This is a genomic window from Rhodoferax sp. OV413 (assembly GCF_900104385.1).
Lineage (GTDB): Bacteria > Pseudomonadota > Gammaproteobacteria > Burkholderiales > Burkholderiaceae_C > Rhodoferax_B.
Window position 1 is genome coordinate 261,110 of the sequence record NZ_FNJA01000003.1, and the last position, 25,185, is coordinate 286,294.

The following is a 25,185-nucleotide window of genomic DNA, read 5'->3' on the forward strand; positions in this document are numbered from 1 at the left end:
GATTCGTTTTACGGGGTGGTGGTCGCGGCCGGTGCCGAGGCCGGCTCTACCGGCGGCTTGGCAGGCGCGTCGAACATGCTCTGGGCGGGCTTGGTCTTCAGCATCTCGGCTACCGCGACCTGCTCGGGGCTCTGGCATTCGTCGGCCAGGCGCTGGCCCAGCTTCTGGTTCATCAGCATCGATTTATTGCCCAGCTGCAGCCAGACGGCGCCGGCTTTCTTGTCTTCCAGGCGGATGGCGCCGGTGCTGGTGGCCACCGGGAACATGCGGTATTTGAGGTTTTTCACCTGCACATTGAAGTAGCCGGGGTACTTGGCATCGGCCACCAGGGTGACGGATGCGCCGAGTTCGCAGGGCACGGTGCCGACTTGCACGCGCTCGGCAATCGCCATTTCGGCCGGGGTCAAAGCCTCTTCGGCGGCTTCAATACCGGCTGCGACGTTCTTGGCGGCGCTTTTGAGCTGGATGCGGCTGCTGGTGGGCTTGGCTGCTTCTTTGGGCGCGGCCTTGGCAGCGGCGGCCTTGACGGGAGGTTTCTTGGGCGCGTCCTGCGCCATTACCAGGCCAGAAGCCAGTGCCCAGACGGCGGCGGTCAAAATCAGTTTCATAGTGTCTCTGTTGTAGATAACGGTAGAGCTGCTGCCGGCTGGAAATACACCGCCATCTCGGGCGGCAGTGCGCGCCCGGTTTGGTGGGCACGCTCCAGCAGCTGCCAAAAATAACGGTAGCTCGCACGGTCGTGCAGCTGCCCGGCGAAAGCAATTGGCGCCCAATCGGCGCGGATGGCGGCGGCGATGATTTGCGCCGCAGCCTCCACTTCGGATTCGGCAGGAGAAAACGCCGCCAGAATGGGGCGGATCTGGCCCGGATGGATGCTCCACATGCGGGTGAAACCCAGGGTGCGGGCGGCGCGCTCGGCGGCGGCCTGCAAGGCCTGGGTGTCGTTGAACTCGGTCACCACACAGTGCGACGGCACCTTGCCGTGCGCATGGCAGGCGGAGGCGATCTCCAGCTTGGCGCGCAGCACCAGCGGGTGGCTGAACTGGCCGGCCACGCCCATGGCCTCGGCCGGAATCGCACCGCCGTGGCTGGACACAAAATCCATCAGGCCAAAGCTCATGGACTGCACCCGCGGCTGCGCAGCAATCTCGAAGGCCCGGTGCACGGCGGCCGACGACTCTATCAAAACATGTAGCGGCAGATGCAGGGCAGACGCGCGCTGCAGGGCTTTTTCGACCTGAAGAATATCGCGCACCGACTCGATCTTCGGCACCATGATGTGGGTCAGGCGCTGCCCGGCCTGGCCGGCGATGACGGCAATGTCCTGCTCAAAAGCCGGATGGTCCACGGGATGCACGCGCACCGCGACCCGGGCTTCGGGTGCGGCGGCCAGCGCCAGGGCCACGACCATTGCGGCGTGCTCGGCCTCGCCGCCGACAGGTGCACCATCTTCGCAGTCCAGGGTCACGTCGAACACGCAGGCCCCGAACTCCTCGGTCATTTCGGCCTGCAATTGCAGGCTTTTGCGCATCCGCGCTTCAACGCCGCTGTAGTGGTCGCAGACCGGGAGGACAGCCTCCGCAGCCTGGGCACCCAGCAGAATTTCGCGTGGATGCTGCATGGTTTACAGCAGGTGGGCGACGCCGGCTTGCTCGTCTTGCAGTTCTTTGAGGGTGATGTTGATGCGCTCTTGCGAGAAAGCATCGACGTCCAGGCCTTCGACCACCTTGTATTCGCCGCCTTCGCAGGTCACGGCAAAGCCGAACATGGTGTCCTCGGGGATACCGTACTGGCCGTCCGATGGGATGCCCATGGTGACCCACTTGCCGTTGGTGCCCAGGGCCCAGTCGCGCATGTGGTCAATGGCAGCGTTGGCGGCCGAGGCAGCGGAAGACACGCCACGGGCGGCGATGATGGCCGCGCCGCGCTTGCCCACGGTGGGCAGGAAGGTGTCTTTGTTCCAGACTTCGTCGTTGATCAGGGTCTTGACGCTTTCGCCGTTGATGGTGGCGAAACGGTAGTCGGCGTACATCGTGGGCGAGTGGTTGCCCCAGACGGTCAGCTTTTCAATGTCGGCCACAGCCTTGCCGGTCTTGGCAGCGATCTGGCTCAGCGCGCGGTTGTGGTCCAGGCGCAGCATGGCGGTGAAGTTCTTGCGTGGCAGATCCGGCGCGCTCTTCATGGCGATGTAGGCATTGGTGTTGGCAGGGTTGCCGACCACCAGCACCTTGACATTGCGGCTGGCCACGGCGTTCAGGGCCTTGCCTTGGGCTGTGAAGATTTCAGCATTCACGGCCAGCAGTTCGGCACGTTCCATGCCCGGGCCGCGGGGGCGCGAACCGATCAGCAATGCGTAGTCCACGTCCTTGAACGCAGCCAGAGGGTCGCTGTGCGCTTCGATGCCCACCAGCAGCGGGAACGCGCAGTCTTGCAATTCCATAATCACGCCCTGCAGCGCTTGCTGGGCCTTTTCTACGGGCACTTCCAGCAGACTCAACACCACGGGCTGGTCTTTGCCCAGCATTTCGCCAGAAGCGATACGGAACAGGATGGCGTAACCAATTTGACCTGCGGCACCGGTAACGGCTACGCGAACGGGCTTTTTGCTCATGGGGAAAACTCCAGGAAGTGTTGAAAAGGGGATGTATGTGCGCCCTAGCCAGTCGCCGGGCAGCAGAAAACAGCCTAGGAGTTTACTCTCGAAAACCCGTAAGCGTCAATTTGTCTTATGTCTTATATAAGATATGATTCGGCTCACATTAAGTTACCGTAGCCAACCCCCTGCCTGCCCCGCCTGACCATGGCCCACATCGTCCCCTCCTCTGCAGATACCCCGCTGACAGGTACTGAGCCTGCTACCAGCTCCGCCGCATCTGCATCGGCGCTGACGCCGGCCTTCAGTCCGCTGTACCAGCAGATCAAGGGGCTGATCCTGCAAAGCCTGCAGTCCGGCGAATGGAAGCCCAGCGAGTCCATTCCCAGCGAGATGGACCTGGCAGCCCGCTACCGGGTCAGCCAGGGCACGGTCCGCAAGGCCATCGACGAACTGGCGGCCGACAACCTGCTGGTGCGCCGCCAGGGCAAGGGCACGTTTGTGGCCACCCATGCCGCGCAGCACATGCCTTACCGCTTCCTGAAGCTGATGCCCGACCAGGGCAACACCACCAGCGAAGGCCCGGCACAGCGCGACATCATCGACTGCAAGCGCCTGCGCGCCAGCGCCGACATTGCCAGGGCCCTGGCCCTGCGCACCGGCGATGCGGTGCTGCAGGTACGCCGCGTGCTGTCATTCAAGAGCAACGGCGTCTTCGTACCCACGATTCTGGAAGACCTGTGGCTGCCGGGGGGGCCGTTCAAGGGGTTGACGGCCGAGCGCTTATCCACCTACCAGGGCGCGATGTACGCACTGTTTGAAACCGAATTTGGCGTCCACATGGTGCGGGCTGAAGAAAAAATCCGTGCCGTGCACCCCGATGCCAGCCAGGCCAGCCTGCTCAAGGTCGGCCCCAGCGCCCCGCTGCTCAGCGTGGAGCGCATTGCCTACACCTACAACGACGTTCCCATGGAGTTACGGCGCGGCTTATACAACACCCACAGCCACCACTACCACAATGAACTAAGTTGAAGCCTATTTTGCTGTGGCTTAAACCCGATTGCTGCATTGCAATAGAATTTTGGGCTGCAGCCGTACGAAGAATTACAACGCAGTAACACACCACGAAAGCGCATCTATGTCAGAGCTAGCCTCCACCACCCGCACCAAACGGCCCGAATTTCGCAACATTAACGCCCTCACGGATCTGCCTACTTATCGCCTTCCACCCGCTGGCTGGGTTTCAATCCTGCACCGGGTCAGCGGCGTCATCATGTTCCTGCTGATGCCTTTCATCATCTGGATGTTCGACACCTCGGTCTCCAGCGAAATTTCGTTTGCCAAGTTCAAAGCGGTGTTCAACATCGGTGCTGGTTTTGTGCCCGGCTTCCTCTTCAAACTGGTAGCTTTGGCATTGATCTGGGCCTATCTGCACCACTTCATCGCCGGTCTGCGCCATCTGTGGATGGACACCAACCACGACGCAGTGACCAAGGAATTCGGCGCCTCCAGCGCCAAGTTCACGCTCGCGCTGAGCATCGGACTGACCCTGGTGCTGGCAGCCAAGCTGTTCGGCCTGTACTAATTTATCCCGGAGCATTTGAACCATGTCGGTTAATTACGGATCCAAACGCGTCGTCACCGGCGCCCATTACGGCTTGCGCGACTGGTTGGCGCAGCGCGTTACCGCAGGCATCATGGCCTTGTTCACCGTGGTCGTACTGGCCCAGCTGCTGCTGGCCAAAGGCCCGATCGGCTACGACATCTGGGCCGGTATCTTCGCTGCGCAATGGATGAAGATCGTCACCTTTTCGGTGATCATCGCCCTGCTGTACCACGTGTGGGTGGGCATGCGCGATGTCTGGATGGACTACGTGACCTCGATGGTCTGGCTGCGTTTGCTGCTGCAAATCTTCACGCTGGTGTGGCTGGTCGGCTGCGCCGGCTGGGCGATCCAAGTGCTGTGGCGCCTGTGATCTACGTTTGACACTAGAAACAACAAAATGACTTATACCAAAGCCCACATTTCCAAGCGTAAATTTGATGTCGTGATCGTCGGAGCCGGTGGCTCGGGCATGCGCGCCGCACTCGAATTGTCCAAAGCCGGCCTGAACGTGGCCTCGCTGTCCAAAGTGTTCCCCACCCGCAGCCACACCGTGGCTGCCCAAGGCGGCGTCAGCGCCTCGCTGGGCAATATGTCGGAAGACAACTGGCACTACCACTTCTACGACACCATCAAGGGTTCCGACTGGCTGGGCGACCAGGACGCCATCGAATTCATGTGCCGCGAAGCACCCAAGGTGGTGTATGAGCTGGAACACTTCGGCATGCCGTTCGACCGCAACCCTGACGGCACGATTTACCAGCGCCCGTTCGGCGGCCACACCGCCAACTACGGCGAAAAGCCTGTGCAGCGCGCCTGCGCCGCGGCCGACCGTACCGGCCACGCAATGCTGCACACCCTGTACCAGCAAAACGTCAAGGCCAAGACCAACTTCTTCGTTGAATGGATGGCCCTGGACCTGATCCGAGACGAAGCCGGCGACGTGGTCGGCGTGACCGCCCTGGAAATGGAAACCGGTGACCTGCACATCCTGCAAGCCAAGACCGTGCTGCTGGCCACCGGAGGCGCAGGCCGCATCTTCGGTGCCTCCACCAATGCCTTCATCAACACCGGCGACGGCCTGGGCATGGCGGCGCGTGCCGGCATCGCCTTGCAGGACATGGAGTTCTGGCAGTTCCACCCCACCGGCGTGGCCGGTGCTGGCGTGCTGCTGACCGAAGGCTGCCGCGGCGAAGGCGCGATTTTGCTGAACAGCAATGGCGAACGCTTCATGGAGCGCTATGCGCCCACCTTGAAAGACTTGGCCCCCCGCGACTTCGTGTCGCGCTGCATGGACCAGGAAATCAAGGAAGGCCGTGGCTGCGGTCCCAACAAGGACTACATCCTGCTCAAGCTGGACCACCTGGGCGCCGACACCATCCACAAGCGCCTGCCCTCGGTGTATGAGATCGGCGTCAACTTCGCCAATGTCGACATCACCAAGGAACCGATTCCCGTGGTGCCCACCATCCATTACCAGATGGGCGGCGTGCCAACCAATATCCACGGCCAGGTCGTGGAGCAAAAAGACGGCATCAACAACTCCGTGGTCAACGGCTTGTACGCCGTGGGCGAATGCGCCTGCGTCAGCGTGCACGGCGCGAACCGCCTGGGCACCAACTCGCTGCTCGACCTGCTGGTGTTCGGCAAGGCCGCTGGCCGCCACATCGTCGAGTTCAACCAACGTAACAAAGAGCACAAGCCGCTGCCAGAAACAGCGGCCGACCGCACCCTGGCACGCCTGAACCAGCTGGACGAATCTACCGACGGCACCTACTCGCAAGACGTGGCCGGCGACATCCGCGCGGCCATGCAACTGCATGCCGGCGTGTTCCGCACCCAGGAAAGCATGGACCAAGGCGTGGAAAAGATAGCCGCCATCCGCAAGCAAGTGGCCAACATCACGCTGCAAGACAAGTCCAAGATCTTCAATACCGCCCGGATTGAAGCCCTGGAAGTGGACAACCTGATCGAAGTCGCCCAGGCCACCATCGTGTCCGCCGCCGCCCGCCGCGAATGCCGTGGCGCGCATACGGTGTACGACTACGAACACCCGGCCGACCACGCCGAATTCCCGTTGGGCCGCAACGACAAGGAGTGGATGAAACACACCCTGTGGTACAGCGCCGAAAACCGCTTGGACTACAAGCCGGTCAACCTCCAGCCCCTGACGGTTGCCAGCGTGCCGCCCAAAGTCCGGACTTTCTAAGCCCAGCCGCCCCACGAGAACAAAACCATGACCAAACGTACCTTCCAAATCTACCGCTACGACCCGGACAAGGATGCCAAGCCCTACATGCAGACCATCGAGATCGAACTCGACGGCCACGAACGCATGCTGCTGGACGCGCTGATCAAGCTCAAGCAGCAAGACCCGACGCTGTCGTTCCGCCGCTCCTGCCGCGAAGGCGTGTGCGGCTCGGACGCGATGAACATCAACGGCAAGAACGGTCTGGCCTGCCTGACCAATATGCTGACCCTGCCGGGCACCATCGTGCTCAAGCCGCTGCCTGGCCTGCCTGTGATCCGCGACCTGATCGTCGACATGACCGACTTCTTCAAGCAGTACAACTCGATCAAGCCCTACTTGGTAAACGAAAGCCTGGCGCCCGAGCGCGAGCGCCTGCAAAGCCCGGAAGAACGCGAAGAGCTGAACGGCCTGTACGAGTGCATTCTGTGCGCCAGCTGCTCCACCAGCTGCCCCAGCTTCTGGTGGAACCCAGACAAGTTCGTCGGCCCCGCCGGCCTGCTGCAAGCCTACCGCTTCATCGCCGACAGCCGCGACGACAGCACTGCGGCCCGCCTGGACAACCTGGAAGACCCGTACCGCCTGTTCCGCTGCCACACCATCATGAACTGCGTGGACGTCTGCCCCAAGGGCCTGAACCCCACCAAGGCCATCGGCAAGATCAAAGAGCTGATGGTTCGGCGCGCCATCTAAGGATTCTGGGTGCAGCTACCGATCGACTCCACCGAAACCGCAGCCCCGGCGGGCTCGGATCTGCTCGGTGAACGGGCTCTGAGCAAACTGCGCTGGCGCTGCCGCCGCGGTTTGCTGGAGAACGATATCTACATCGAAAGCTTCTTCCAGAAGTTCGCCGCCACCCTGACCGTCAGTCAGGGGCAAGCATTAAGCGATCTAATGGAATTGAGTGACAACGATTTGTTGGACCTGCACCTGGCACGCAAGCCGCTTGCGCAGGTGGAGCCCGCGCTGGACCGCAGCGAGGTGCATGAAGTTTTGAGTATGTTGAGAAACCGCTGAAAGGGCAATGAAATGAAGTTAGCAGATAACAAAGCCACCCTGTCGTTCAGTAACGGCAGCCCGAGTGTGGATCTACCGGTGTACCAGGGCAACGTGGGGCCGGATGTCGTGGATATCCGCAAGCTCTATGCCCAGACCGGCATGTTCACCTACGACCCGGGTTTCCTGTCCACCGCCTCGTGTCAATCCGCCATCACCTACATCGATGGCGACAAGGGCGAGTTGCTGTACCGCGGCTACCCCATCGAGCAGCTGGCCACCAACTGCGACTTCATGGAAACCTGCCACCTGCTGCTGTACGGTGAGCTGCCCAACCCCACACAAAAAGCCGACTTCACCAAGCTCGTGACCAACCACACCATGGTCAACGAGCAGATGCAGTTCTTCCTGCGCGGTTTCCGCCGTGATGCCCACCCGATGGCCATCATGACCGGCCTGGTCGGCGCCCTGTCGGCCTTCTACCACGACAGCACCGACATCACGAACCCACAGCACCGTGAAATCGCCGCGATCCGCCTGATCGCCAAGATGCCAACGCTGGTGGCCATGGCCTACAAGTACACCATCGGCCAGCCCTACATGTACCCGAAGAACAACCTGAGCTACGCAGGCAACTTCTTGCACATGATGTTTGCCACGCCCTGCGAAGAATATGTCGTCAGCCCGGTGCTGGAACGCGCGCTGGACCGCATCTTCACGCTGCACGCCGACCACGAGCAAAACGCCTCCACCTCGACCGTGCGCCTGTGCGGCTCGTCGGGCACCAACCCGTTCGCGGCGATTGCTGCCGGCGTAGCCTGCCTCTGGGGCCCAGCCCACGGCGGCGCCAATGAAGCCTGCCTGAACATGCTGACCGACATCCAGAAGATGGGCGGCGTGGCCAAGGTTGGCGAGTTCATGGAAAAGGTCAAGGACAAGAACTCCGGCGTCAAGCTGATGGGTTTTGGCCACCGCGTGTACAAGAACTACGACCCGCGCGCCAAGCTGATGCAAGAGACCTGCAAGGAAGTGCTGGCCGAGCTGGGCCTGGAAAACGACCCACTGTTCAAGCTGGCCATGGCGCTGGAAAAGATCGCCCTGGAAGACGACTACTTCGTGTCGCGCAAGCTCTACCCGAACGTCGACTTCTACTCCGGCATCGTGCAGCGCGCCATCGGCATCCCGACTCCGCTGTTCACCGCTGTGTTCGCCCTGGCCCGCACCTCGGGCTGGATCGCCCAGCTGAATGAAATGATCGGCGACCCCGAGTACAAGATCGGCCGCCCACGCCAGCTGTTCACCGGCTCCGAAAAGCGCGACGTCAAGCCTATCGCCACGCGCTAAGCCGCCCGGCCCCCAAGAACCCGCCCGCAGCAGTGCCGGCGGGTTTTTTCATGCTCGAACGCATTGCTACATTTTAAATAGCTGCTAGCGCAGGCAGTATCTGGGCTAGAGCCCTAAAACCTATAAATTCACCGGTTGTTGGTAACGATGGCTGGCATCGCCATTTCAGATGGCAAACAGCAATTAAAAGCGAGAAAATACCCAAGCCATCGCACCAGACGATGACCCACCCCGATGCAACCCACTGAACGCAACTTCGCCCGCCGCATGGACCTGACCTCGCTACAGCTGTTTGTCGCGGTGTGCGAGCTCGGCAGCATAGGCAGGGCGGCGGAACGCGAGTTCATCGCCGCATCGGCCGTCAGCAAGCGTCTGAGCGACCTGGAAGCCACCCTGGCCACGCCGCTGCTGGTGCGACATACCCGCGGTGTCGACCTGACCCCGGCCGGCGAGAGCCTGCTGCACCATGCGCGCTCCATGCTCTACAGCCTGGAGAAGATGCAGGGCGAGCTCAGCGAATACGCGTTCGGCGTGCGCGGCCATGTGCGCATCCACGCCAGCATCTCGGCCGTGGTGCAGTTCCTGCCCGAAGACCTGGGCGCCTTCATCCGCGAGCATGCGCAGGTGAAGATCGACCTGGAGGAGCACCTGAGCTCCGAAGTCGTGCGCGCAGTGCAGGAAGGCGCGGCCGACCTGGGCATCTGCAATACCGCCGACGGCGTGGGCGCGCTGCAGACCCGGCCCTATCGGCAAGACAATTTGGTATTAATAGTGCCTGCAGAGCATATTCTGTCTGCGCAAGCTGCTATACATTTTGAAAAAACTCTGGATTTCGACCATGTGGGCCTGCAGGCCACCAGCTCGATCTACCTGGCGATGCACCGCGCCGCCGCCGAACAGGGCCGCAGCATCAAGCTGCGCATCCATGTGGCCGGCCTCGACGCGATGTGCCGCATGATTGCCAACGGCCTGGGCATCGGTGTGATGCCGCAGCGCGCCTTCGAGCTGATGCATGGCACCGGCCAGCTGGTCGCCGTGCCCCTGAAAGACCCCTGGGCCACGCGCCAGATTGAGCTGGTGGCGCGCGATTTCTCCACCCTACCCGTCACAGCGCGGCTGCTGCTGGACCACCTCAGCCCCCGCCCAGAAGCATAAAATTGAATTCCACGAAAGAAGCACCCATGGCACGCACTCTGTACGACAAGATCTGGGACGAACACGTCGTCCACACCGAAGACGATGGCACGACCATCCTCTACATCGACCGCCACCTGGTCCATGAAGTGACCAGTCCGCAGGCTTTTGAAGGCCTGCGCCAGGCCGGCCGTAAGGTCTGGCGCATCAGCTCCATCGTCGCCACTGCTGACCACAACACGCCCACCACCGGCTGGGAGCTGGGCTACGACGGCATCACCGACCCGATCAGTAAAGAGCAGATCACCACGCTGGACGCCAACATCGCCGAATCCGGCTCGGCGGCCTACTTCCCGTTCATGTCCAAACGCCAGGGCATCGTGCACGTCATCGGCCCTGAAAATGGCGCCACGCTACCGGGCATGACCGTGGTCTGCGGCGACTCGCACACCTCCACCCACGGCGCATTTGGCGCGCTGGCCCACGGCATCGGCACCAGCGAAGTCGAGCATGTGATGGCCACGCAAACCCTGCTGGCCAAGAAGGCCAAGAACATGCTGGTCAAGGTAGAAGGCACGCTGCCCAAGGGCTGCGGCGGCAAGGACATCGTGCTGGCCATCATCGGCAAGATCGGCACCGCGGGCGGCACCGGCTACACCATCGAATTTGCCGGCGCAGCCATCCGCGCGCTGAGCATGGAAGGCCGCATGACGGTCTGCAACATGGCCATCGAAGCCGGCGCCCGCGCCGGCCTGGTGGCGGTGGACGAAAAGACCATCCACTACGTCAAAGGCCGTTTGCTGGCCCCCAAAGGTGTTGAATTTGATGCCGCTGCCGCCTATTGGCGTACCCTGCACAGCGACCCCGGCGCGCATTTCGACGCCGTGGTCGAGCTGGACGCCAGCCAGATCATTCCGCAAGTCACCTGGGGTACCTCGCCCGAAATGGTGCTGGGCATCGACGGCTTTGTTCCCGATCCCGAAAAGGAAAAAGACAGCAACAAGCGCGGCGCCATCGAGCGCGCACTGACCTATATGAACCTGGAGCCCGGCAAGGCGCTGAACGACATCTTCGTCGACAAGGTGTTCATCGGTTCCTGCACCAACAGCCGCATCGAAGACATGCGCGAAGCCGCGGCCGTGGTCAAAAGCCTGGGTCAGAAAATCGCCAAGAACATCAAGCTGGCGATGGTCGTACCGGGCTCCGGCCTGGTGAAAGAACAGGCCGAGCGCGAAGGCCTGGACAAGATCTTCATCGCCGCCGGCTTCGAGTGGCGCGAACCCGGCTGTTCGATGTGCCTGGCCATGAATTCTGACAAACTAGAGCCTGGTGAGCGCTGCGCGTCCACCAGCAACCGCAACTTTGAAGGCCGCCAGGGTGCGGGAGGTCGCACGCACCTGGTCAGCCCGGCCATGGCGGCGGCAGCCGCCGTACATGGCCACTTCGTCGATGTTCGTCAATTCGCCTGAATCCGGGCTTTTTAATTAGGAAAAAACCATGCAAAAAATCGTGTCCCTGATCGCTATCGCTTTTGTCTTCACCCTGGCTGGTTGCAACACCGTGCGCGGCGTGGGCCAGGACGTGCAAAAAGCCGGTGAAAAACTCGAAGGCGCGGCGTCAAAATAATGCAGAAATTCACCGTATTGCAGGGCCTGGTGGCCCCCATGGACCGGGAAAACGTCGACACCGATGCCATCATTCCCAAGCAGTTTCTCAAGTCGATCCGCAAGACCGGCTTTGGACAAAACCTGTTTGACGAATGGCGCTATCTGGACGCCGGCTTTCCCGGCCAGGACCCCGCCAGCCGCAAGCCCAACCCCGATTTCGTGCTGAACCAGCCACGCTACCAGGGTGCGTCCATACTGTTGGCACGCAAGAACTTCGGCTGCGGCTCATCGCGCGAACACGCGCCCTGGGCGCTCGACCAATACGGTTTTCGCGCCATCATCGCGCCCAGCTACGCCGACATCTTCTTCAACAACAGCTTCAAGAACGGCCTGCTGCCCATCGTGCTGCCCGAACACCAGGTCGCTGAACTGTTCGACGCCTGCCTGGCCTTCCCTGGCTACCAGCTGACGGTAGACCTGGAACGCCAGGTCGTCGTCAAGCCGCAGGGCGACGAGCTGCCCTTTGACGTGCAGGCCTTCCGCAAGTACTGCCTGTTGAACGGCTTCGACGACATCGGCCTGACATTGCGCCAGTCCGACAAGATCAAGGCCTTCGAGGCTGAACGCCTGGCCACCAAACCCTGGCTGGCGCATACCTTGGTCGCTGGTACGTAATACCGTCGAGCTATCAATTCAATAGCTGCTAGCGCATATAGAACCTGCGCTAGCGGCCTATTTCTTATAAATTTCTTTATGACTTCCATGAAAATTGCAGTCCTTCCCGGTGATGGCATCGGCACCGAAATCGTCGCCGAGGCCATCAAGGTACTGGAGGTGCTGGACCTGCCGTTCGAAATGGAATCGGCCTTGGTCGGCGGCACCGCCTATGACGCCCACGGCCACCCGCTGCCCGAAGCCACGCTGAAGCTGGCCAAAGAAGCCGATGCCGTGCTGTTCGGCGCCGTCGGCGACTGGAAGTACGACAAGCTGGAACGCCAGTTCCGCCCCGAGCAAGCCATCCTGGGCCTGCGCAAGAACCTGGGCCTGTTCGCCAACTTCCGCCCGGCCATCTGCTACGAGCAGCTGGTCAGCGCCTCCAGCCTCAAGCCCGAGCTGGTCTCCGGCCTGGACATCCTGATCATCCGCGAACTCACTGGCGACATCTACTTTGGCCAGCCCCGCGGCCGCCGTATCGCGGTGGACGGACACTTCCCCGGCGCGGAAGAAGCCTTCGACACCATGCGCTACAGCCGCCCAGAGATCGAGCGCATCGCCCACGTCGCCTTCCAGGCTGCCCGCAAGCGCAACAAGCGCGTGACCAGCGTGGACAAAAACAATGTGCTGGAAACCTCGCAGCTGTGGAAAGACGTGATGGTCGAGATCGGCACCCAGTACCCGGACGTGGCGCTGGACCACATGCTGGTCGACAACGCCGCCATGCAGCTGGTCAAGGCCCCCAAGAGCTTCGACGTGATCGTCACCGGCAATATGTTCGGCGACATCCTGTCCGACGAGGCTTCGATGCTCACCGGTTCCATCGGCATGCTGCCATCCGCCAGCCTGAACGCGCAGAACCAGGGCCTGTACGAGCCCAGCCACGGCAGTGCCCCCGACATCGCCGGCAAAGGCGTGGCCAATCCATTGGCTACAATACTGTCCGCTGCCATGATGTTACGTTTCTCCCTCCAACAAGCCGACGCTGCCGACCGTATCGAGTCCGCAGTGCAATCCGTGCTGGCTGCAGGCCTGAGAACACCGGACATCTACTCGGCAGGCACGACCAAGGTCGGCACCCAGCAAATGGGCGATGCCGTCGTGGCTGCCATTACCAAGACGACCATTAAAGGCTAAGACTTAGCCCGGTTCGTCACGCCCCTCCCGGCCCGACGAGCCGGGAGAAGAGAAATCAATTTTTCTGAAAGGGCAATGTGATGAAGGTAGGTAATCTCGTAGGTTTGGTGGGCTGGCGCGGCATGGTCGGCTCGGTGCTGATGGACCGCATGCAGGCCGAGGGCGACTTCGGCCTGATCGAGCCGATGTTCTTCTCCACCTCGAACGCCGGTGGCAAGGCCCCCGCGCAAGCCAAGAACGAAACCACGCTGCAAGACGCGTACAACATCGAGGCGCTGAAGCGCTGCGACATCATCCTGACCGCCCAGGGCGGCGACTACACCTCCGAGGTCTACCCCAAGCTGCGCGCTGCCGGCTGGAACGGCCACTGGATCGACGCGGCCTCGACGCTGCGCATGAACGACGACGCCATCATCGTGCTGGACCCGGTGAACCTGCCGGTGATCAAGAACGCCTTGGCCAAGGGCGGCAAGAACTGGATCGGCGGCAACTGCACCGTCAGCTGCATGCTGATGGGCGTGGGCGCGCTGTACAAGGCCGGTCTGGTCGAGTGGATGACCAGCATGACCTACCAGGCTGCCTCCGGCGGTGGTGCCCAGCACATGCGCGAGCTGCTGACGCAGTTCGGCACGCTGAACGCCGAAGTACGCACCCTGCTGGACGACCCCAAGTCGGCCATCCTGGAAATCGACCGCAAGGTACTGGCCAAGCAGCAGAACCTGTCTGCCGCCGAGATCGCCAACTTCGGCGCGCCGCTGGGTGGATCGCTGATCCCCTGGATCGACAAGGACCTGGGCGACGGCTCCAGCAAGGAAGAATGGAAGGGCGGCGCCGAAACCAACAAGATCCTCGGCCAAGGCCCAGGCTTCGGTACCGCCATCACGCCAGTCGACGGCTTCTGCGTGCGCGTCGGTGCCATGCGCTGCCACAGCCAGGCGCTGACCTTCAAGCTGAAGAAAGACGTACCGCTGGCCGACATCGAAGCCATGATCGCCCAAGACAACGAATGGGTGCGCGTGGTGCCGAATACCCGTGAAGCCACGGTGAAAGACCTGACGCCGGTGTCCGTGACCGGCACCATGGGTATCCCGGTCGGCCGCCTGCGCAAGCTGGCGATGGGCCCCGAGTACCTGGGCGCGTTCACTATTGGCGACCAACTCTTGTGGGGCGCGGCCGAACCGCTGCGCCGCATGCTGCGCATTTTGCTGGACGCGTAAGCTCTGATACTTTGATTTACAACCTGCCGCCATTGGCAGGTTGTTGTCGTTTGGTAACATGTAACCCATTGCAACACCGCGGAAATGCGGTGCTCAACCGTGAAAGCCTACATCAGCTTGTCAGCCTAAGACATTGATGCTATGGTACTTTTTCCTATCTTAGTGTCGTAGTGCATGCCCGAATGATGAACAAGAATTTGCCGGTTGACCGCGCCCCAAGCCCTCTTCGTTGCATGACAGCGTTGCGTGGCTGGAAGACATCTGCCGTGACTGCAGCGGTAACTGCGACACTTCTTGGCCTGGCCAGTAGCCAGGCCATGGCGCTTTCGCTGGGACGCATGACCGTGCTGTCTGGCCTGGGTGAACCCTTGCGGGCCGAGATCGAGCTCCCCGACATCACCCCCGAAGAAGCCAGCAGCCTCAAACCCGAGGTTGCGCCGGCAGAAGCCTTCCGCGCGGCAGGCCTGGAATACAACTCGGCGCTGGCCGACCTGCGCATCGTGCTGCAGCGCCGCCCCGATGGCCGCTCGCTGCTGCGCATCAATACCAACCGGGCCGTCAGCGACCCGTTTCTCGACTTGATTTTGCAGGTCAACTGGTCGTCGGGCCGCATCGTCCGCGACTACACCATTCTGCTGGACCCGCCCAGCATGCGCCAACCGCCGGCAGCCGTTACCACGGCACCGCAAGTGCCGCTACCAGCGCCAGCTGCCGCGGCCCGGCCCGTGGCACCTGCAGCGCCCGTGGCTGCGGCCGAGGCTCCAGTGGCTCGCACACCGCCCGCTCCGCGGGCCGCTGCCGCCCCGGCGCCAGCTCCAGCAGCCAAGCCCGCCGCCAGCAACGGACAGGTCACGGTCAAGCCCGGCGACACCGCGAGCAAGATCGTTGCTGCAGCCAAGCCCGCCAATATTTCGCTCGACCAGATGCTGGTCGCGCTGCTGCGCGCCAACCCGAATGCCTTTATCAACGGCAACGTCAACCGCATGCGTACCGGTGCGGTGCTGGACCTGCCCGACAGCACCCAAGCTGGCGCCACACCTCCGGTGGAGGCAACACAGATCATCAATGCCCAAAGCCGCGACTTCAACGCTTTCCGCGGCAAGTTGGCCGGCAGCGTGCCATCGGTGCAAACCGCCGGCGCAGATCGCAAGGCCAGCGGCAAGGTGCAAGCCGAGATCGACGAGAAAAAGCCTTCTGCAGCCACGCCCGACAAGCTGACCTTGTCCAAAGGCGCTCTCAAGAACAAAGCTGCCGAAGACAAGATTGCCCGCGAAAAAGCCGACCAGGAAGCCGCCACCCGGGTAGCCGAGCTGTCCAAGAACATCAACGAGCTGAACAAGCTGGGCGCGTCCTCCGCAGCGGTTGCCGCCAGTGCGGCCAGCGCCCCCGTGGCAGCGCCAACGGTTCCTGTAGCAGTAGCGCCACCACCTGCCGCTGCCAGCGAACCCGCACCCGTTGCATCCGCCGCCGCATCCGCACCGGCCATGGCCGAGCCTGCAGCCTCCGCCGTTCCCGCCGCCCCGATAGCTTCGGCACCGGCCAGCGCAGTCCCGCCCCCTCCTCCACCGCCTGTCGATGATTCCACCGACTGGATGGAAATGCTGCGCGAGAACCAGTTGGTACTGGGTGGCGCCGCCCTGTTGGCACTGCTGGGTGGCTTCGGCCTGTACAGCGCGCGCAAGCGCAAGGAATCGGCCGCTGCAGACAGCTCCTTCCTGGAAAGCCGCATGCAAGCGGACTCGTTCTTTGGTGCCAGCGGTGGCCAGCGTATCGACACCAATGCAGACGACGCCCCCGCGTCCTCTATGTCGTATTCGCCCAGCCAACTGGATGCCGGCAGCGACGTAGACCCGATTGCAGAAGCCGACGTCTACCTCGCCTATGGCCGGGATTTGCAGGCCGAGGAGATCCTCAAGGAAGCCTTGCGCACCAACCCGGATCGCGTAGCCATCCACGCCAAGCTGCTGGAAATCTACGCCAAGCGCCGCGATGTTGCCAACTTCGGCGGCCTGGCCGCCGTTGCCCACGAACTGACCGACGGCCAAGGCCCGGAATGGGAGCGGATTGCCGCCATGGGCCGCGACCTGGACCCCGACAATCGATTGTTCCAATCCAGCGCCCAAGGCTTGGCCGCAGCTGCGGTAGCCAGCCCGGCCTGGATGGAAGACCTGGAAGCCGGCAATACCACCCAGCAAGCCGATCCGGACTCGGAACTCCCAGCCAATAACCTGGACCTGGATCTGGACCTGGACTTCTTGAACAGCGAACTGCCTGCAGATGCAGCGCCCACCGCCCAGGATGCACCCATACAGCCTATCCAACCCACGGTCGACAACGTCGCCTCGCTGACGGTACCAGCCGCCCTGGACCTGCCTGGCTCCGGTGCGGAGATGGACTTTGACGGACTGGACTTCGACCTGGATCTCAGCACCGCCGCTGGCCCGCTGGCGGCGCCTGCTGCGGCCCCGGCAGCACCTGCCAGCCCTGTGGCTGCAGCGGCACCTGCCAATGACACGGGTCCCATCGAATTCGACCTGGGCTCTTTGTCGCTCGACCTGGACGAGGTGCCGCCCGCTGAAGCTGCTGCAGCCCCGGTGGAAGAAATCGACGAAGGCGATCCTTTGGCCACCAAGCTGTCGCTGGCCGAGGAGTTCAACTCTATCGGTGACGAAGACGGCGCACGGGCGCTGGCCGAAGAAGTGCTGGAAGAAGCTACCGGCGCCCTGCGCGCCAAAGCCCAGAAATTCCTGGCCAGCCTGTCTTGATGTGCGGCCCTTTTTTGCTCTGGACGCGGAGCGTCCCGGAGCAAGGGGCTTACTCCATACCTGCCGTGGGAGCATGCCGTGCGTGTGGCCCTAGGCGTTAGCTACAACGGCCAACCGTACGAGGGATGGCAGAGCCAGCTGTCTGGCAACACGGTACAGGACAAACTGGAAGCGGCCTTGGAGGCTTTCAGCCAGCAAAAAGTCTCCACCCTCTGCGCAGGACGCACCGATGCCGGGGTGCATGGCCTGATGCAGGTAGTGCACTTCGACACACCGCTGCAGCGCCCGATTGCGTCCTGGGTGCGCGGCGTAAATGCATTCTTACCCCGCGATATCGCCGTGCAATGGGCCCAGGAAGTACCCGCGAGCTTCCATTGCCGGGCCAGTGCCGTGGCGCGGCGCTATGTCTACGCCCTGCTGGAATCGCCGGTGCGCCCCAGCGTCGAAGGGGGCCGCGTGGGCTGGGTGTACCGCCCGCTGGATCTGTTCGCCATGCAGCAAGCCGCGGCACATCTGCTGGGCGAGCATGATTTCTCGTCCTTCCGGGCCGCCCGCTGCCAGGCCTTGTCGCCGATCAAAACCATGACCCGCCTGGAGATTTCGCGGCGCGGTGTGTACTGGCGCTTCGAGTTTGAGGCCAATGCATTCCTGCACCACATGATCCGCAACCTGATGGGCTGCCTGGTGGTGATAGGCCAGGGCTTCCGGCCGCCGGAATGGATACTCGAAGTGCTGGCCGCGCGCGACCGTAACGCCGCCGCGCCGACCTTTTCGCCCGACGGTTTGTACTTCATGGGACCGGTGTATCCCGCGCACTGGGGCCTGCCAGACCGGACTCCGGCCTATGATTGGCTGCCATGACACCACCTATTTTTCAGCAACGCACCCGTATCAAGATCTGCGGCCTGACCCGCGAAGAAGATGTAGACGCTGCTGTCGCAGCCGGTGCCGATGCGGTCGGCTTTGTGATGTATCCGCCCAGCCCCCGCTATGTGACGCAGCAGCGCGCGGCAGAGCTGGCTAAACGCCTGCCGCCGTTTGTCACACCGGTGTTGCTGTTCGTGAACGCGCTTGCTACAGATGTGATAGCTGCTTGCACAGGTATACCCTGCGCCACAGTGCAATTTCATGGTGAAGAAACCCCGGAGCAGTGTTTTGCTGCAACCGCGCAAGGCACGCGTCCGTTCCTGCGCGCGGCGCGTATCCCCCTGGGTGACAGTGGTAGCTTCAACTTGGTAAAATTCGCGTCCGATTACGCAAAAGCCCAAGCCATCCTGCTCGACGCCCATGTCGAAGGTTTTGGTGGCGGCGGAAAAACATTCAATTGGTCACGTCTTCCTCCAAGCGTCAACTCTCACCTCGTCTTAAGTGGTGGACTCACGCCTGCAAACGTGACCGATGGTATTTTGCAGGTCCGGCCACGCGCTCTGTCGCTGTCCGTTGATGTGAGTTCCGGCGTCGAAGTCTCCGCTACCGGAGGGGCAACCCTCAAAGGAGTCAAAGACGCCGAAAAAATCCACCAGTTTGTCGCCGCTGTGCGCGCGGCAGACGCCCAACTTGCAAAGTCACACCATGTCCAATTACCAGCAACCTGATGCTTCAGGCCATTTCGGCATTTACGGCGGAAGTTTTGTATCTGAAACGCTGACCCACGCGATCGAAGAACTGAAAGACGCTTACGCCAAATACCAGCACGACCCGGCCTTCCTGGCCGAGTTCGCCTCGGAACTGGCGCACTTCGTAGGCCGCCCCTCGCCGGTCTACCACGCAGCTCGCACCAGCCGTGAAATGGGCGGCGCGCAGATATTCTTGAAGCGTGAAGACCTGAACCACACCGGCGCCCACAAGGTTAACAACACCATCGGCCAGGCCATGCTCGCCAAGCGCATGGGCAAGCCGCGCATCATCGCCGAGACCGGCGCGGGCCAGCACGGCGTAGCCACGGCTACCATCTGCGCCCGCTACGGCCTGGAATGCGTGGTCTACATGGGCAGCGAAGACGTGAAGCGCCAAAGCCCCAACGTCTACCGCATGAAGCTGCTGGGTGCCACCGTGGTGCCGGTGGAGTCGGGCAGCAAAACCCTGAAAGATGCGCTGAACGAAGCCATGCGCGACTGGGTCGCCAATGTGGACAACACTTTCTACATCATTGGCACGGTGGCCGGCCCGCACCCCTATCCGATGATGGTGCGCGACTTCCAGAGCGTCATTGGCAACGAATGCCTGATGCAGATGCCGGAAATGCTGGCCTCTGCGGGTTGTACCGGTGAACAGCCAGATGCCGTCATCGCCTGCGTCGGCGGCGGCAGCAACGCCATGGGCATCTTCTATCCCTACATCGACCATGCTGCGACCCGCTTGATCGGCGTGGAAGCGGCCGGCGAAGGCCTGGAGTCAGGCAAGCATTCGGCATCGCTGCAAAAAGGCAGTCCCGGCGTGCTGCACGGCAACCGTACCTATCTGCTGCAGGACGCGAATGGCCAGGTGACGGAAACCCATAGCATCAGTGCCGGCCTGGACTACCCCGGCGTCGGCCCGGAGCATGCTTTCCTGAAAGACATTGGCCGCGCGGAATACGTGGGCATTACCGATGCGGAAGCGCTGGAAGCCTTTCACTACTTGTGCCGCACCGAGGGCATCATTCCCGCGCTGGAATCCAGCCACGCCTTTGCCTACGCGATGAAATTGGCCAAGACGATGCGACCAGACCAGTCGATTCTGGTGAATCTGTCCGGCCGAGGCGACAAGGACATTGGCACGGTAGCTGACCTGTCGGGCTCCGATTTCTACGACCGACCATCGATGCGCGGCCTGACCGTCAAAGGTGCTGGTGCCACGCTGAAGGAGGCCGTATGAGCCGCATTACCGACACCTTTGTCCAGCTCAAGAAAGACGGGCGCAAAGCCCTGATTCCTTACGTTACCGCAGGCTTCCCGTATGCCGATATCACCCCCGCATTGATGCACGGCATGGTGGCGGCCGGTGCCGATGTGATCGAACTCGGCATCCCCTTCAGTGACCCCATGGCCGACGGCCCGGTGATCCAGAAGGCTGGCGACAAGGCCTTGTCCTTCGGCATCGGCATGGTCGATGTGCTGGAGATGGTGCGGCAATTTCGCACTGAGGACACCCGTACGCCAGTGGTGCTGATGGGCTACGCCAATCCAGTGGAGCGCTACGACCAGGCACATGGCCAGGATGCGTTCATCAGCCACGCCTCCACAGCGGGGGTAGATGGCGTACTGGTGGTGGACTACCCGCCAGAAGAATGCGTGGACTTTGCCGCCAAGCTCAAGGCCCACAACATGGACCTGATCTTTTTGCTGGCCCCCACCTCCACCGAGAAACGCATGCAGCAGGTGGCCAGCGTGGCCAGCGGCTATGTGTATTACGTGTCGCTCAAGGGCGTTACAGGTGCTGGCACGCTGGATACCGGAGCGGTCGAGGCCATGTTGCCCCGTATCCGCGAGCATGTGCACATCCCCGTAGGCGTGGGCTTTGGCATCCGCGATGCGCATACCGCCCGCGCCATCGGCCAGGTGGCCGATGCGGTGGTGATCGGCAGCAAGATCATCCAGCTGATCGAAGACCAACCGCACGACCAGGTGGTGGCTACCGCTACCCATTTTCTGCGGGACATCCGCACAGCGCTAGACGCATAATCCCCGGCGCACCCATGGATGGCCATGGCGCGCCCACTGTACAGAGGAACCCAACATGTCTTGGCTTGAAAAACTGCTCCCCACCAAAATCCAGCGCTCCGACCCGGCCGACCGGCGCAGCGTGCCCGAAGGGCTGTGGATCAAATGCCCAAGCTGTGAAACGGTTCTGTACAAAACCGACCTGGAGCAAAACCAGAACGTTTGCCCCAGCTGCGGCCACCACCACCGCATTGGGGCACGCGCCCGGTTGAATGTGTTCCTGGATGCCGAAGGCCGCTACGAACTGGGCCAGGAAGTGGTTCCGGTCGATCCGCTTAAATTCAAGGACAGCCGCAAATACCCCGAGCGCATCAAGGAGGCGATGGAAAACACCGGCGAAACGGATGCGCTGGTGGTGATGGGCGGCGCGGTCCACGGCATCAACGTGGTGGTGGCGTGTTTTGAATTTGAATTCATGGGCGGCAGCATGGGCAGCGTGGTCGGCGAACGCTTTGTGCGTGCCGTACACGCCGCCATCGAACAAAAAGTACCCTTTATCTGCTTTACCGCGACCGGTGGTGCCCGCATGCAAGAAGGTCTGCTGAGCCTGATGCAAATGGCCAAGACTAATGCGTCCTTGACCCGCTTAGCCAAAAAAGGCCTGCCCTATATCAGCGTTCTGACCGATCCCACCATGGGCGGCGTGAGTGCCGGCTTTGCGTTTGTAGGCGACGTGGTGATTGCCGAGCCCAAGGCACTGATCGGCTTTGCCGGACCGCGAGTGATCGAGTCCACCGTACGCGTCACCCTACCGGAAGGCTTTCAACGTGCCGAGTTCCTGCAGCAAAAGGGAGCGATCGACCTGATCTGCAACCGCAAGGATTTGCGCAAAACCATTGCGCACACGCTGGCCATGCTGCTGAAGCAGCCGGTGGATGCTGTGGTTTAAAGCTGTGCAAGCACTGCAGGTAGGGCGTATCCAATCACGATAGCGACTACCTGCAACAGCACCAATAGCACCAGGGCGGACAAATCCAGCCCACCTATGGGTGGCACGATGCGCCGTACGGGCAACAGCAACGGCGCGCATAAGCGCTCCAGCACGTCCGAGAGCGGTGAACGGGTTTGCATCCACGACAGCACGCTGTAAATCAGCAACATGCCCGTCAAGCCGGAAATGGTTAGAGACACCACGCCAAACAAAGCCAGAACCGGTATGGCCAGCCATCCTGCCGTCCCGCCCGCCAACAACCACAACAACAAGAATTGCAGCAACTTCAACAAGAATGGTGCTACCAGACTGGCCACATCCCAACGTCCTACCGCTGGCAAAACCCGCCGTAATGGCAAGATCAGCCAGTCGGTCAAGGCAAAAACCAAGCTGCCCACCGGATTACGAAATGGAATGCGCTGGTATTGCATATACAGGCGCAAGAGGCACGCGCCTCCGACCAGCCCAGTGGCGACTTCCAATAAAAACGAGATGATTTGGTACAGCATGCAAAGCGCCTATTCGGGTCATGGGATGATAGCGCCTGTCCTTGCTTGTACAGATACCGCCTTGTCCACACCCCGCGTCTTATCCCAGCTCCCGCTGTTCCCCTTGGAAACCGTGCTGTTTCCGGGTGGTGTGCTGCCTCTGCGCATTTTTGAGGTGCGCTATCTCCACATGATTGAGCAATGCCGCAAAGCAGGCACACCGTTCGGCGTGGTCTCGCTGGTGCAGGGCTCCGAAGTCCGTCGCCCTGGCGTGCCTGCGGACAGTTTTCACCCCGTGGGCACGTTGGCCCGCATCAGCCATTTCGAAGCCCCGCAACCTGGCTTGATGATGGTCGACTGCGTAGGCACGGAGCGCTTTCGCTTGAGCAGCAGCCACCAGCTCGCCAATGGCTTATGGATGGGCGATGTGGAACTGCTGGATGCGGATGCGCTGACGCCAGTGCCTGAAGATCTGAAGCGTACCTCCGCCGCGCTCGGCCAATTGATCGAGACATTGCGTGAGCAGCACGTGGCAGAGAATAGATTCCCCATTTTGGCCCCACTGCAGTTGGATGATTGCGGCTGGGTGGCCAACCGCTGGTGCGAGGTGCTGCCTTTGCCCTTGTCTTTGAAGCACAACCTGATGGCACTGGAAAGCCCCCTGGTACGTTTGGAGCTGGTGGCGGATGTATTGGCCAAAGCCCATCCCGCCGACCAACGCCCCGAGTAATGCCAGTTTTCTTATTGAACCACCAGGCCATATTGGACTGGTCTCGCTCCACTAAGCGCCTGGTCGTGGTCTCGCTCGATGTCGCCCTGGCACTGGTGGCCATGTGGCTGGCGTTCACTTTGCGCCTCGACAGGCTGCATTGGCCCGAAGGCATCCAATGGGTGGTGTACGCGCTGGGACCGGTTTTGTCAGTGCCCATCTTTATTCGCTTTGGACTGTACCGCGCCATTTTTCGCTACACCGGCATGGCCGCACTGACGGCCACTGCCAAGGCCGTGGGCATCTACACCCTGTGGCTTTTGGGCACCTTGCTGTGGATGCAATGGATGCGGTGGGAGGTGATACCCCGCAGCGTGGGCATTTTGCAGCCCCTGATTTTCTTGCTGCTGGTAGGCACTAGCCGCTCGATCGCCCGCTTCTGGCTGGCCGGCCTGAGTAACGATGCGCGCCATAACGACGCGCGGTTGCTGATTTACGGTGCGGGCGAAGCCGGTGCACAGACGGCCGCCGCACTGGGAAGTACGCGTACCTATTCGGTACTGGGTTTTGTAGACGACGACCCAGCCAAAGCCGGCCGCAGCATCAATGGCGTGCGCGTGTATGGACCGTCGCAAATCCCCAACCTGGTCCGCCAGGAAAACATTACCGACATCCTATTGGCCATTCCCAGCGTGAGCCGGGAGCGCCGCAACGAAATCCTCCAGACACTGCAAACTCTACCGGTCCATGTGCGCACCCTGCCGAGCATGTCCGACCTGGCCAGCGGAAGGGTGACGGTACAGGACATCCGTGAGCTGGACATTGAAGATCTTTTAGGCCGGGAACCCATTCCCCCCAACCCCGCATTGCTGGCCCGAAATCTGACCGGTAAAACCGTGCTCGTCACCGGAGCCGGCGGCAGCATTGGCAGCGAGCTGTGCCGACAGATTGTGTTGGAGCGCCCTACACGTTTGCTGCTACTGGACCACAATGAGTTTGGGCTTTACACCGTCCATGCCGAGCTGCAAGGTCTTTGCTCGGCACTGGGACTGGCCGTAGAGCTGGTGCCGTTGCTTGGCAGCGTTACAAGCCATGCCCGCGTTTCCGGCATTTGCAGCCAATACAGGCCCGCCACGGTCTACCATGCCGCGGCTTACAAGCATGTACCGCTGGTAGAAAGCAACCCGGCCGAAGGCATTCTGAACAATGTATTCGGCACCCTGAATATGGCGCGTGCTGCCATGGAGAACGGGGTTGGCCATTTTGTCTTGGTCTCCACCGACAAGGCAGTGCGCCCGACCAATGTCATGGGCGCCAGCAAGCGGATCGCAGAAATGATTCTGCAAGCCCTGGCCGCCAGCGAAGCAGTGCAGTTTTGCGAAAAATCGGCCCCCACGGGGGTATCCAACCACACCATCTTCGCGATGGTGCGCTTTGGCAACGTGCTCGGTTCCAGCGGCAGTGTTGTGCCCTTGTTTCGGAGCCAGCTCGCGCAAGGCGGCCCACTGACCGTCACCCATCCAGAAGTGACCCGCTACTTCATGACCATCCCGGAAGCCGCTCAACTGGTGCTGCAAGCAGGTGCGATGGCCCATGGCGGAGATGTGTTCGTGCTGGAAATGGGCCGGCCCGTGAAAATTCTGGACCTGGCATACCGTATGGTGGCGCTATCGGGCCTGAGCGTTCGCGACGCCGATAGGCCCGATGGAGACATCGAGGTTGCCATCACTGGTTTGCGCCCGGGTGAGAAGCTGTATGAAGAGCTGCTGATTGGCGACAATCCCGAAGTGACGGAGCACGCACGCATCATGAAGGCGCGAGAAGAGTTTGTGGCGTGGACTGTGCTTGAACAACAACTCCAAGAATTGAAGCAGGCATCCAGCAGCAATGACCTAGAACTTGTCAAAACCTTGCTACAAAATTTGGTGCAAAACTATCAACCGGCGAATATTGATGTTTCCGAGTAATCAATTCCTGAATGGTGTTGATGCCACCGCT

Annotated in this window: 25 protein-coding genes; 21 read left to right on the forward strand and 4 right to left on the reverse strand. The window is 61.6% G+C overall.

What is annotated here, in order from left to right; all coding sequences use genetic code 11:
- Positions 1-8 precede the first annotated feature (8 nt).
- Genes BLT66_RS12815 through BLT66_RS12825 form a run of 3 tightly spaced genes read right to left on the reverse strand, consistent with a single transcriptional unit; the run spans position 9 to position 2,611 of the window.
- On the reverse strand, positions 9-608 hold the full coding sequence (locus BLT66_RS12815) for a hypothetical protein (RefSeq protein WP_092758104.1): 600 nt from the start codon (positions 606-608) through the stop codon (positions 9-11).
- Positions 605-1,621 carry an HpcH/HpaI aldolase/citrate lyase family protein gene (locus BLT66_RS12820; RefSeq protein WP_092758105.1) on the reverse strand — a complete coding sequence of 339 codons (1,017 nt, stop codon included), beginning with the start codon at positions 1,619-1,621 and terminating at the stop codon, positions 605-607. The genes BLT66_RS12815 and BLT66_RS12820 overlap by 4 nt, the downstream gene beginning before the upstream one ends.
- A gap of 3 nt (positions 1,622-1,624) precedes the next feature.
- Complete coding sequence (locus BLT66_RS12825; RefSeq protein ID WP_092758106.1) at positions 1,625-2,611, reverse strand: malate dehydrogenase; 987 nt, start codon at positions 2,609-2,611, stop codon at positions 1,625-1,627.
- A 189-nt stretch (positions 2,612-2,800) separates the two neighbouring features.
- Between BLT66_RS12825 and BLT66_RS12830 the strand changes: the two genes are divergently transcribed.
- The 19 genes from BLT66_RS12830 to accD all read left to right on the forward strand — a co-directional run bounded on the left by BLT66_RS12830 (position 2,801) and on the right by accD (position 21,948).
- Positions 2,801-3,625, forward strand: coding sequence for a GntR family transcriptional regulator (locus tag BLT66_RS12830; protein WP_092758107.1), 825 nt, complete (start codon positions 2,801-2,803; stop codon positions 3,623-3,625).
- Between the two features lie 106 nt (positions 3,626-3,731).
- A complete protein-coding gene (sdhC, locus tag BLT66_RS12835) occupies positions 3,732-4,178 on the forward strand; it encodes a succinate dehydrogenase, cytochrome b556 subunit (protein ID WP_092758108.1) in 447 nt (148 codons plus the stop codon).
- A 22-nt stretch (positions 4,179-4,200) separates the two neighbouring features.
- Positions 4,201-4,569: a succinate dehydrogenase, hydrophobic membrane anchor protein gene (gene sdhD, locus BLT66_RS12840; protein WP_092758109.1), complete on the forward strand. Its 369-nt coding sequence runs from the start codon at positions 4,201-4,203 to the stop codon at positions 4,567-4,569.
- A 27-nt stretch (positions 4,570-4,596) separates the two neighbouring features.
- Positions 4,597-6,405 (forward strand): succinate dehydrogenase flavoprotein subunit, encoded by a 1,809-nt coding sequence (gene sdhA / locus BLT66_RS12845; protein ID WP_092758110.1) that lies wholly within the window; start codon positions 4,597-4,599, stop codon positions 6,403-6,405.
- 27 nt (positions 6,406-6,432) lie between these two features.
- The gene (locus tag BLT66_RS12850) at positions 6,433-7,137 is read left to right on the forward strand and encodes a succinate dehydrogenase iron-sulfur subunit (protein WP_092758111.1); all 705 of its coding nucleotides are present in this window, start codon (positions 6,433-6,435) and stop codon (positions 7,135-7,137) included.
- Between the two features lie 9 nt (positions 7,138-7,146).
- Positions 7,147-7,461, forward strand: a complete 315-nt coding sequence (locus tag BLT66_RS12855) for an FAD assembly factor SdhE (protein WP_255406890.1) — start codon at positions 7,147-7,149, stop codon at positions 7,459-7,461.
- A 12-nt stretch (positions 7,462-7,473) separates the two neighbouring features.
- Positions 7,474-8,784 carry a citrate synthase gene (locus BLT66_RS12860; RefSeq protein WP_092758112.1) on the forward strand — a complete coding sequence of 437 codons (1,311 nt, stop codon included), beginning with the start codon at positions 7,474-7,476 and terminating at the stop codon, positions 8,782-8,784.
- Positions 8,785-9,018: 234 nt separating this feature from the next.
- Complete coding sequence (locus BLT66_RS12865; RefSeq protein WP_092758113.1) at positions 9,019-9,939, forward strand: LysR family transcriptional regulator; 921 nt, start codon at positions 9,019-9,021, stop codon at positions 9,937-9,939.
- A 26-nt stretch (positions 9,940-9,965) separates the two neighbouring features.
- Positions 9,966-11,387 carry a 3-isopropylmalate dehydratase large subunit gene (gene leuC / locus BLT66_RS12870; RefSeq protein WP_092758114.1) on the forward strand — a complete coding sequence of 474 codons (1,422 nt, stop codon included), beginning with the start codon at positions 9,966-9,968 and terminating at the stop codon, positions 11,385-11,387.
- 28 nt (positions 11,388-11,415) lie between these two features.
- On the forward strand, positions 11,416-11,544 hold the full coding sequence (locus BLT66_RS12875; protein ID WP_092758115.1) for an entericidin A/B family lipoprotein: 129 nt from the start codon (positions 11,416-11,418) through the stop codon (positions 11,542-11,544).
- Entirely contained in the window at positions 11,544-12,200 is a 657-nt protein-coding gene (gene leuD, locus BLT66_RS12880) for a 3-isopropylmalate dehydratase small subunit (protein WP_092758116.1), read from the forward strand. The genes BLT66_RS12875 and leuD overlap by 1 nt, the downstream gene beginning before the upstream one ends.
- 87 nt (positions 12,201-12,287) lie before the next feature.
- The gene (leuB, locus tag BLT66_RS12885) at positions 12,288-13,376 is read left to right on the forward strand and encodes a 3-isopropylmalate dehydrogenase (RefSeq protein WP_092758446.1); all 1,089 of its coding nucleotides are present in this window, start codon (positions 12,288-12,290) and stop codon (positions 13,374-13,376) included.
- Positions 13,377-13,456: 80 nt separating this feature from the next.
- Complete coding sequence (gene asd / locus BLT66_RS12890) at positions 13,457-14,593, forward strand: aspartate-semialdehyde dehydrogenase (RefSeq protein WP_092758117.1); 1,137 nt, start codon at positions 13,457-13,459, stop codon at positions 14,591-14,593.
- Positions 14,594-14,859: 266 nt separating this feature from the next.
- On the forward strand, positions 14,860-17,358 hold the full coding sequence (locus BLT66_RS12895) for a FimV/HubP family polar landmark protein (RefSeq protein ID WP_369821596.1): 2,499 nt from the start codon (positions 14,860-14,862) through the stop codon (positions 17,356-17,358).
- A gap of 78 nt (positions 17,359-17,436) precedes the next feature.
- The gene (truA, locus tag BLT66_RS12900; protein WP_092758119.1) at positions 17,437-18,219 is read left to right on the forward strand and encodes a tRNA pseudouridine(38-40) synthase TruA; all 783 of its coding nucleotides are present in this window, start codon (positions 17,437-17,439) and stop codon (positions 18,217-18,219) included.
- A complete protein-coding gene (locus tag BLT66_RS12905; protein WP_092758120.1) occupies positions 18,216-18,953 on the forward strand; it encodes a phosphoribosylanthranilate isomerase in 738 nt (245 codons plus the stop codon). The genes truA and BLT66_RS12905 overlap by 4 nt, the downstream gene beginning before the upstream one ends.
- A complete protein-coding gene (gene trpB, locus BLT66_RS12910) occupies positions 18,931-20,214 on the forward strand; it encodes a tryptophan synthase subunit beta (protein ID WP_092758121.1) in 1,284 nt (427 codons plus the stop codon). Before BLT66_RS12905 ends, trpB begins: the two co-directional genes overlap by 23 nt.
- The gene (gene trpA, locus BLT66_RS12915) at positions 20,211-21,020 is read left to right on the forward strand and encodes a tryptophan synthase subunit alpha (RefSeq protein WP_092758122.1); all 810 of its coding nucleotides are present in this window, start codon (positions 20,211-20,213) and stop codon (positions 21,018-21,020) included. The genes trpB and trpA overlap by 4 nt, the downstream gene beginning before the upstream one ends.
- Positions 21,021-21,075: 55 nt before the next feature.
- Entirely contained in the window at positions 21,076-21,948 is an 873-nt protein-coding gene (accD, locus tag BLT66_RS12920) for an acetyl-CoA carboxylase, carboxyltransferase subunit beta (RefSeq protein WP_092758123.1), read from the forward strand.
- On the opposite strand, the gene BLT66_RS12925 is transcribed toward accD, so the two are convergent.
- Positions 21,945-22,499: a YggT family protein gene (locus tag BLT66_RS12925; protein WP_092758124.1), complete on the reverse strand. Its 555-nt coding sequence runs from the start codon at positions 22,497-22,499 to the stop codon at positions 21,945-21,947. The genes accD and BLT66_RS12925 overlap by 4 nt on opposite strands.
- Positions 22,500-22,560: 61 nt before the next feature.
- On the opposite strand from BLT66_RS12925, the gene BLT66_RS12930 reads away from it, so the two are divergent.
- Positions 22,561-23,208 carry an LON peptidase substrate-binding domain-containing protein gene (locus BLT66_RS12930; protein ID WP_369821603.1) on the forward strand — a complete coding sequence of 216 codons (648 nt, stop codon included), beginning with the start codon at positions 22,561-22,563 and terminating at the stop codon, positions 23,206-23,208.
- On the forward strand, positions 23,208-25,154 hold the full coding sequence (locus BLT66_RS12935; RefSeq protein WP_092758126.1) for a polysaccharide biosynthesis protein: 1,947 nt from the start codon (positions 23,208-23,210) through the stop codon (positions 25,152-25,154). The genes BLT66_RS12930 and BLT66_RS12935 overlap by 1 nt, the downstream gene beginning before the upstream one ends.
- The last annotated feature ends 31 nt before the right edge of the window (positions 25,155-25,185 follow it).